This window comes from Microbacterium sp. (assembly GCF_036566905.1).
GTDB lineage: Bacteria > Actinomycetota > Actinomycetes > Actinomycetales > Microbacteriaceae > Microbacterium.
The window spans coordinates 1-8,884 of sequence record NZ_DATCVK010000013.1 but is presented as its reverse complement, the minus strand read 5'-3'; the positions used below and the strand labels follow the sequence as shown (position 1 = coordinate 8,884).

The following is an 8,884-nucleotide window of genomic DNA, read 5'->3' as shown; positions in this document are numbered from 1 at the left end:
GCGTTTCGTGATCGAGCCCCTCGAGCCGGGCTTCGGTTACACCCTGGGCAACTCGCTCCGTCGCACCCTCCTCTCCTCGATCCCCGGCGCAGCCGTGACGAGCATCCGCATCGACGGCGTGCTCCACGAGTTCTCGACCGTTCCGGGCGTGAAGGAGGATGTCACCGAGATCATCCTCAACATCAAGAACCTGGTCGTCTCCAGCGAGCACGACGAGCCGATCACCGCGTACCTGCGCAAGCAGGGTGCCGGTGAGGTCACCGCAGCCGACATCTCCGCTCCGGCGGGTGTCGAGGTGCACAACCCCGAGCTGGTCATCGCGACGCTCAACGACTCGGCGAAGTTCGAGCTCGAGCTCACGATCGAGCGCGGCCGCGGCTACGTCTCGGCCAGCCAGAACCGCAACGAGTACTCCGAGGCCGGCCAGATCCCGGTCGACTCGATCTACTCGCCGGTCCTGAAGGTCACCTACCGCGTCGAGGCCACCCGTGCCGGCGAGCGCACCGACTTCGACCGCCTCGTGGTCGACGTCGAGTCGAAGCCGGCCATCACGCCGCGCGACGCGATCGCCTCGGCGGGCCGCACGCTCACCGAACTGTTCGGTCTCGCCCGCGAGCTGAACACCGCTGCCGAGGGCATCGAGATCGGCCCCGCGCCGGTCGACGCAGTGCTCTCCAGCGAGCTCTCGATCCCGATCGAAGACCTCGACCTCTCGGTGCGCAGCTACAACTGCCTGAAGCGCGAGGGCATCAACACGGTGTCCGAGCTCGTCGCCCTGTCGGAGTCGCAGCTCATGAACATCCGCAACTTCGGCCAGAAGTCGGTGGATGAGGTCAAGGACAAGCTCACCGAAATGGGCCTGTCGCTGAAGGACTCCGTCCCCGGATTCGACGGGGCCCACTTCTACACGGGCTTCGACGACGAGAACTAGGCAGACCTCGCGGTCGCCCACCAACCCCCACCTACTGGAGAGAACGAACCATGCCGAAGCCCACGAAGGGCCCCCGCCTCGGAGGCGGCCCCGCCCACGAGCGGTTGATGCTCGCGAACCTCGCTGCAGCGCTGTTCACGCACAAGCGGATCACCACCACCGAGACGAAGGCCAAGCGCCTCCGTCCGCTGGCCGAGCGTCTGGTGACGTTCGGCAAGCGCGGCGACCTGCACGCGCGCCGTCGCGTGCTCGCCGTCATCGGCGACAAGACCGTCGTGCACGAGCTGTTCACGGTCATCGCCCCCCAGGTCGCCGACCGTGAGGGCGGCTACACCCGCATCACGAAGATCGGCAACCGCAAGGGCGACAACGCGCCCATGGCGGTCATCGAGCTCGTACTCGAGCCCGTGACCCCGAAGAAGCGCGCCGCCAAGCCGGCCGCCGCCGAGGCGCCCGTCGCCGAGGAGGCTCCGGCCGAGGTCGTCGAGGAGACGACCGAGGTCGAGGCGACCGACGCAGCCGCCGAGGAGACGACCGAGGTCGTCGCCGACGAGGCCGAGGCCGCAGAGGCCAAGTAGTCTCGAACGCCGTTGAACGGCCCCGGTGCTCGCGCACCGGGGCCGTTCGCTGTCTCCGTCCCGCCGCCGCCGTCTAGGCTGGCCCCGTGACCGAGCACGATCTGTCGCCGCTCTCCGAGCGCGTCGCGCCTCCCGTGACCCTCCCGAGCCTGACGCATCCCGACGTCGATGCATGGCGCCCGGTCGGCGATGACGACATCGAGCGGATCGTGGCGCTCGAGGCGGCCATGGCTGCTGTCGACCACCCCGAGTTCGCGGTCCCGCGAGACGAGCTCACCGGTGACCTCGGGATGTCGTTCGTCGATCGGAAGCGCGATTCGGTCGTGGCGCTCGATGCCCGCGGTCGTGCGGTGGCGTGGGGCATCGTGTACCACCCGCCGGGCCGTGACACCATCGTGCGGACGATCCTCGGCGGAGGCGTGCATCCCGAGCTGCGGCGCCGGGGCATCGGTCGTGTCCTCCTCGCCTGGCAGCGTGGGCGGGGTGAACAGCAGCTCGCCGCCTCCGACCTGCGGCTCCCCGGCTGGATCATGGCCTTCTCCGACGACCGTGCGCGCGGTGCCGGCCCGCTGTTCGAGTCCTCGGGCTTCTCCGCAGCGCGGTACTTCGCCGGGTTGCGGCGCGATCTCGGAGAGCCGATCGACGACGTCCGCGCCGCCGACGGCATTCGCGTCGAGGCGCTGCAGGCGACCCGGGTGGCCGAGGTGAGGGTTGCCCGGAACGACGCGTTCCGCGACCACTGGGGCAGCCAGTCGCGATCGGAGGAGGAGTGGCGCGTCTTCGTCTCGAGCGCCGTGTTCCGCATGGATCTCTCCGTCATCGCCATCGACGAGGCGAGCGATCGTGTCGTCGGATTCGTGCTGGGCGAGGTGAACGAAGACGACTGGGACGGGCAGGGGTTCTCGAGCGCGCACATCCCGTTGGTCGGCGTGGTTCGGGGTCACCGCGGGCGCGGCGTCGCGAAGGCGCTCCTGGCCGCCCATCTCGCCGCCGCGCGAGCAGCCCGACTCGAGTACTCGACGCTCGAGGTCGACGCCGCGAACCCGACCGGGGCGTTCGCCCTCTACGAGCGGATGGGATTCCGCGCGTCGGCCACCGAGACCGGTTACACGATCGTGGTCTGAGCCGCCGTCACGGGACCGCGGATCCCACTCCCGAAGTGCGCTGTCCACAGCCCCGTCGGAGGCATACCCGGGCGGTTCGCATTGTGCCAGAATCTGTTCTCGGTACCGCCGTCAACGGTGCGAAGAGGAGCAGCGTGGCCGCCGTCCGCATCCCGGTCGACCGGGATCTCTCGATCGATTTCGCCCGCGCCTTCTGCCTCCCGATCGTCGTACTGCTGCACGCGCTCCAGATGGGCATCGGCGGGGATCCGTTGCGTGCCTTCAACGCACTCGACGGTTTCGAGCCGCTCGCATGGGCGACGTGGCCGCTCATGATCATGCCCGTCTTCTTCATCTGCGGCGGATTCGCGTCGATCACGCAGTGGCGACGGCTCCGCGGTCACGGCGAGACCGTCTCCCACTACCTGCGCATCCGTGCCATTCGTCTGGCGCAGCCGGTGGTGGGTCTCGTCGCGGCGGTCGGTGCGGTGCTCGCGATCATGCTCCTGGCAGGGGTCGACGCCGAATTCGTCCGCACGTTCGCCGTGCGGCTCGCCGAGCCGCTCTGGTTCATCCCCGTCTACCTGATCTGCACGGCGTTCGTGCCGACCATGTCGTGGTTGCACCGGCACGCGCCATGGGCCGCATACCTCGGGCTCGCCGCGGCGGTCATCGTCGTGGACGTGCTCGTGCGCGGGTTCGGCGTGCCGGTGGGAGCGCTGAACTGGATCTTCGTCTGGCTGTTCGCCCAGCAATTGGGATTCGGGCTCCGCGACGGCTGGTTCGCCCGCCGCTCGTCATTCGTGCTCGTCGCCATCGCCGTCGGGTCGTACGGCGTCATCGGCGTGCTCGTGACCTGGTTCGGGTACTCGCACGACATGCTCGACAACCTGAATCCGCCGACGCTGGCGATCCTCGCGCTCGGCCTCGGGCAGGCGTGCCTGTTCGCGCTCGCGCAACCGCTCATCCGACGGATGATGCGGTGGAGGCCGATGCTCGGCGCGGTGTTCGTCTTCGGCGTGTACGGCATGGTCATCTACCTGTGGCACACCTTCGCCATGGCGGTCGTGACGGCGCTGCAGCTTGCGTTCGGTCTCCCGTTCCCGCCCGTGCTGTCGTCGGCGTGGTGGGCGACGCGTCCGCTCTGGATCACCGCCATCGCCGTCGTGGTCGCCGGATGCTGCATGGTCGTGCCGCGCATCGAGTCGCGGTGGCCGAAACCGGTGGACCGCAGGACCCCGCTCGCCGCGGTGCTGCTCTGGAGTGCGTGCGCGGTGGCCGGCGTCGGCGTGCTGCTCACGCTCGGCTACGTCCCGTGGCAGAACGGACTGCTGGGCTGGACGCTCGTGACCGTCGCGGTGATCGCGCTCATCGTCGGCGGCCCCGGGTCGCGACTGGGGAACGGTGCGATGTCGGCAGAGGTGCCGAGCGCGGTGCCGTCGTCCGCTGCGCGATCGTAGGCTTGAGGGCATGGTCGTCTCCGAATCCGTCGCGTCGTCGAACCCCGATGTCGGCTCGCCCGACGCTGGAGACGACGGTGACGCAACGGTTCGCGTACGGCTCGAGATCGCGTACGACGGCACCGATTTCAACGGGTGGAGCCGGCAGCCGGGGCTGCGCACCGTCCAGGGGCTCATCGAAGACGCGTTGGCGATCCTCTTCCGGCGCACCGGTGCGGTACCGCGACTGACGGTCGCCGGGCGAACCGATGCCGGGGTCCACGCCGTCGGACAGGTCGCGCACCTCGACGTCCCGCGAGCGGCTCTGGCGGCGGTGACCCGGGCGCGTCGTGGTCACGCGATCGGACCAGCCGATTCGGGGCCGGCAGCGGTGCTGCTCCGCCGGCTGACCGGGGTGATCGGGGCATCCGATTCCGATGTCGTGGTGGCGTCGGCCGCGCTCGCACCCGACGGGTTCGACGCGCGCTTCTCGGCGATCTGGCGACGCTACGAGTACCGCATCGCCGACTCCGCGGCCGCTCGGGACCCGCTCGATCGGCACCGCACCGTCTGGCGCTCGCGCCCCCTCGACGCGGAGCGGATGGATGCGGCGGCGCAGTCCCTGCTCGGACTGCACGACTTCGCCGCCTTCTGCAAGCCGCGTGCCGAGGCGACGACCATCCGCACGCTGGAGTCCTACCGGTGGCGGCGCGACGCCGACGGCGTGCTCGTGGCCTCCCTCCAAGCCGATGCCTTCTGTCATTCGATGGTCCGCGCGCTGATCGGGGCGGCGGTCGCGGTCGGCGAGGGGCGCCTCGACGTGGATGCTCCCGCTGAGCTGCTGCGCGCCGGGCAGCGCACGAACGCGTTCATGGTGATGCCCGCGAAAGGCCTCGTGCTCACGGGGGTCGGCTACCCCGACGATCACGAACTCGAGGTCCGCGCCGCACAGACACGTGCCCGGCGCCGACTGCACGTGCAGCTCGACGACGAGGCGGACGCGGGGGAGTGAGGGGGCGTCGATTGGACGCTTGCGTCTCGACCCGCTAAGCTTGCCCTTTGGTGCCGTCCTCTGCGGCGGCATCCGAAGTTGAGCCCTCCACCAGGGCGTTCGCACGCATCGCGGGCGAACACCCACCGGAGTGGGATTCACGAACCCCTCACTCGATCAGAAAGCAGCACGACAGTGACGCGCACCTACACCCCCAAGGCGAACGAGATCCAGCGCGACTGGGTCGTCATCGACGCGACCGACATCGTCCTCGGCCGTCTCGCCAGCCACTCCGCAGCCCTGCTGCGCGGCAAGCACAAGCCGATCTTCGCGAACCACGTCGACACCGGCGACTTCGTGATCATCGTGAACGCCGAGAAGGTGGCCCTCACCGGCCAGAAGCTCGAGCAGAAGAAGGCCTACCGCCACTCGGGCTACCCGGGCGGCCTCAAGGCCGTCGGCTACGCCGAGCTCCTCGAGAAGAACCCCGTCCGCGCCGTCGAGAAGGCGATCCGCGGCATGCTCCCGAAGAACTCGCTCGGCCGGGCCCAGCTCAAGAAGCTGAAGGTCTACGCCGGACCGGAGCACCCGCACTCGGCCCAGCAGCCGAAGCCGTACACCCTCACCCAGGTCGCCCAGTAACTCCGGCACCCTCGACGTTCTCGAAATAAGGATTCACACCAAAATGGCGAAGATCGCAGACCAGATCGAAGCGGCTCCCGAGAGCTACACGACCGAGAGCACCCCCTCGGCCGCACCCACCACCCCCCGCCCCGTGCTCAACGTGTCGGGCGCGGCAGTCGGCCGTCGCAAGCAGGCCATCGCCCGCGTGCGCATCGCCCCCGGCGCCGGCGGCATCACGGTCAACGGCCGTGAGTTCGCGGACTACTTCCCGAACAAGCTGCACCAGCAGCTCATCACCGACCCGTTCACCGTGCTCGAGCTCTCCGGCTCGTACGACGTGATCGCCCGCATCACCGGTGGCGGCCCCTCCGGCCAGGCCGGTGCGCTGCGCCTGGCGATCGCCCGCGCGCTCAACGAGATCGACCGCGAGAACAACCGCGCGACCCTGAAGAAGGCCGGCTTCCTCACTCGTGACGCCCGCGTCATCGAGCGCAAGAAGGCCGGTCTCAAGAAGGCCCGCAAGGCGCCTCAGTTCTCGAAGCGCTGATCCGGGTCTCCGGCTCACCGAATGCCCCGGCTCTTCGGAACCGACGGGGTCCGGGGCCTGGCCAACCGTGATCTCACGGCTGACCTGGCCCTGGGCCTCGCCCAGGCGGCTGCCGCCGTTCTCACGCGGGGGCGGCACGCCGACGAACTGCGCGCCACGGGCCGACGGCCGGTCGCCGTGGTCGCGCGCGATCCCCGTGTCTCCGGCGAGTTCCTCATCGCCGCGGTCGCGGCCGGGCTCGCCAGCTCAGGGGTCGACGTGCTCGACGCCGGGGTCATCCCGACACCGGCGACCGCCTTCCTGATCGATTCGATCGGCGCGGACTTCGGCGTGATGATCTCCGCGTCGCACAACCCCGCCCCCGACAACGGCATCAAGTTCTTCTCGTTCGGCGGCACGAAGCTCCCCGACGAGGTCGAGGACCGCATCGAGTCCCACCTCGGCAAGCCGAAGCTGGCGCCACTCGGCGACGGCGTCGGTCGGATCCGCCGCTTCTCCGATGCGGAGGACCGCTACGTGGTCCACCTGCTCGGCACGTTGCCCAACCGTCTCGACGGCCTGCACGTCGTGCTCGACTGCGCCCACGGCGCCGCCGCCGGCGTCTCGCCCGAGACCTTCCGCGACGCGGGCGCGACCGTCACCGTGATCGGCGCCGATCCCGACGGCATGAACATCAACGACGGCGTCGGCTCCACCCACCTCGGCCTGCTGCAGGCGGCGGTGCGGGAGCACGGCGCCGACCTCGGCATCGCCCACGACGGCGACGCCGATCGCTGCCTCGCCGTCGATGCCGACGGCAACGTGGTCGACGGCGACCAGATCATGGCGATCCTGGCCGTTTCGATGCACGAACGCGGCACCCTCACCGACGACACGCTCGTCGTCACCGTGATGTCGAATCTCGGCCTGCGGCGCGCGATGGCGGAGCGCGGCATCCGGGTCATCGAGACCAAGGTCGGCGATCGCTACGTGCTCGAGGCGCTCGCAGCCGAGAAGCTCGCCCTCGGCGGCGAGCAGTCGGGTCACGTGATCATGACCGAGTTCGCCACGACGGGCGACGGCGTGCTGACGGGCCTGCACCTGGCCGCTGAGATGGCGCGGACCGGCCGCACCCTCGCCGAGCTGGCGTCGGTGATGACCGTGTACCCCCAGGTGCTCGTGAACGTGCGCGGGGTCGACCACCACGGCCTGCACGACGACGCGCAGGTGGCGGCGGCGGTCACGGCTGCGGAGGCCGAGCTCGGCGACACGGGCCGCGTCCTGCTGCGCCCGTCGGGCACAGAGCCGATGGTGCGGGTCATGGTCGAGGCCGCCGACCAGGAGACGGCCGAACGCCACGCCGCTGCCCTGGCGGAGGTCGTGCGCGAACGACTCACGGTCTGACGAGCGGGTCGCACCGCGTGGCCCGCTGAACCGGCCCATGCGCGCCGCGTGGCCCGCCGAACCGGCCCCGCCCGGCCCGGCCCGTCAGAGCTTGCGGAGCAGCACGCTCGACACGGTGTGGTCGGCGCTCTTCCGCAGCACCAGCGACGCACGCGAGCGGGTCGGCCGGATGTTCTGCAGCAGGTTCGGCTCGTTGATGGACCGCCAGATCTCGCCCGCGCGCTGGCGCGCCTCCGCCTCCGTCAGGCTCGCGTACCGGTGGAAGTAGGAGCGCGGGTTCGAGAACGCACCGCGCTGCAGCTTGAGGAAGCGCTCCTCGTACCAGCGGGCGATGTCGCTCGTGCGTGCGTCGACGTAGATGGTGAAGTCGAAGAGGTCGCTCACCGCCAGGCGGTGCCCTGGCCCGGGCGGCTGCAGCACGTTCAGGCCCTCGATGATGAGCACGTCGGGGCGGCGGACCGTGACCTGTGCGTCGGGCACGATGTCGTAGGCGAGGTGGGAGTAGAACGGCGCGCGCACCTCGGCGGCGCCGGCCTTGACCTCGCTGACGAACCGCAGGAGCGCCCGTCGGTCGTACGACTCGGGGAACCCCTTGCGCGCCATGAGGCCGCGGCGCTCGAGCTCGGCATTGGGGAACAGGAAGCCGTCGGTGGTCACGAGCTCCACGCGCGGCGTGTGCTCCCACCTGGCGAGCAGCTCGCGGAGGAGCCGAGCGATCGTCGACTTGCCGACCGCGACGGACCCGGCCACGCCGATCACGAAGGGGGTGGCCTCGACGCGTTCGCGCAGGAACTCGCTCGTCACGTCGTGCAGCGACTTCGTGCCGCCGACGTAGAGGTTGAGCAGGCGGCTCAGCGGCAGGTAGACCTCGGCGACCTCGCGCAGGTCGAGCGGCTCGCCGAGCCCGCGCAGCTGCACGATCTCCGTCTCGCGCAGCGGCGAGGGGATCGATGGGGCGAGCGCGGCCCAGTCCGCCCGGCCGAGTTCGATGAAGGGCGAGATCTGCGCGACGTGCGACGACGGGCTCTGCGGATCCAGCACCGTGTCAGTCTAGTGTCGGCGCCGATCCGGGTCGCCGTGGGGGACCTGCTCAGTGGGCCGCCGGTAGAATCGCCCCTATGTGTGGAATCGTCGGGTACGTCGGAGAGCGCAACAGCCTCGACGTGCTCATGGCTGGTCTCAGCCGTCTGGAGTATCGCGGATACGACTCGGCGGGAGTGGCGATCGTCGACGACGACGGCGTCATCGAGACCGCGAAGCGCGCCGGCAAGCTGCAGGTGCTCGCCGA

At 70.0% G+C, this 8,884-nt stretch carries 9 protein-coding genes; 8 read left to right on the top strand and 1 reads right to left on the bottom strand.

Features of this window, described 5'->3' with window-relative positions; translation table 11 throughout:
- The 8 genes from VIP82_RS01690 to glmM form a co-directional block, all read left to right on the top strand.
- The coding region (locus tag VIP82_RS01690) for a DNA-directed RNA polymerase subunit alpha (RefSeq protein WP_331905568.1) at positions 1 to 931 on the top strand (931 nt) is incomplete at its 5' end.
- Positions 932 to 981: 50 nt separating this feature from the next.
- The gene (gene rplQ / locus VIP82_RS01685; RefSeq protein ID WP_056010823.1) at positions 982 to 1,509 is read left to right on the top strand and encodes a 50S ribosomal protein L17; all 528 of its coding nucleotides are present in this window, start codon (positions 982 to 984) and stop codon (positions 1,507 to 1,509) included.
- Between the two features lie 86 nt (positions 1,510 to 1,595).
- Positions 1,596 to 2,633, top strand: a complete 1,038-nt coding sequence (locus tag VIP82_RS01680; protein ID WP_331905567.1) for a GNAT family N-acetyltransferase — start codon at positions 1,596 to 1,598, stop codon at positions 2,631 to 2,633.
- Positions 2,634 to 2,767: 134 nt separating this feature from the next.
- Entirely contained in the window at positions 2,768 to 4,072 is a 1,305-nt protein-coding gene (locus VIP82_RS01675; RefSeq protein WP_331905566.1) for an acyltransferase family protein, read from the top strand.
- Positions 4,073 to 4,082: 10 nt separating this feature from the next.
- Positions 4,083 to 5,063, top strand: a complete 981-nt coding sequence (truA, locus tag VIP82_RS01670) for a tRNA pseudouridine(38-40) synthase TruA (protein ID WP_331905565.1) — start codon at positions 4,083 to 4,085, stop codon at positions 5,061 to 5,063.
- A gap of 174 nt (positions 5,064 to 5,237) precedes the next feature.
- The gene (gene rplM, locus VIP82_RS01665; protein WP_331905564.1) at positions 5,238 to 5,684 is read left to right on the top strand and encodes a 50S ribosomal protein L13; all 447 of its coding nucleotides are present in this window, start codon (positions 5,238 to 5,240) and stop codon (positions 5,682 to 5,684) included.
- Positions 5,685 to 5,727: 43 nt separating this feature from the next.
- Positions 5,728 to 6,213, top strand: coding sequence for a 30S ribosomal protein S9 (gene rpsI, locus VIP82_RS01660; RefSeq protein ID WP_159606543.1), 486 nt, complete (start codon positions 5,728 to 5,730; stop codon positions 6,211 to 6,213).
- 21 nt (positions 6,214 to 6,234) lie between these two features.
- Entirely contained in the window at positions 6,235 to 7,596 is a 1,362-nt protein-coding gene (gene glmM / locus VIP82_RS01655; protein WP_331905563.1) for a phosphoglucosamine mutase, read from the top strand.
- An 84-nt stretch (positions 7,597 to 7,680) separates the two neighbouring features.
- On the opposite strand, the gene coaA is transcribed toward glmM, so the two are convergent.
- On the bottom strand, positions 7,681 to 8,637 hold the full coding sequence (gene coaA, locus VIP82_RS01650) for a type I pantothenate kinase (protein ID WP_159606173.1): 957 nt from the start codon (positions 8,635 to 8,637) through the stop codon (positions 7,681 to 7,683).
- Positions 8,638 to 8,884: the final 247 nt, after the last annotated feature.

Coding starts and splice junctions, on each gene's coding strand:
- rplQ (WP_056010823.1), top strand. CDS start 982: ATGCCGAAGCCCACGAAGGGCCCCCGCCTCGGAGGCGGCCCCGCCCAC.
- truA (WP_331905565.1), top strand. CDS start 4,083: ATGGTCGTCTCCGAATCCGTCGCGTCGTCGAACCCCGATGTCGGCTCG.
- rpsI (WP_159606543.1), top strand. CDS start 5,728: ATGGCGAAGATCGCAGACCAGATCGAAGCGGCTCCCGAGAGCTACACG.
- glmM (WP_331905563.1), top strand. CDS start 6,235: ATGCCCCGGCTCTTCGGAACCGACGGGGTCCGGGGCCTGGCCAACCGT.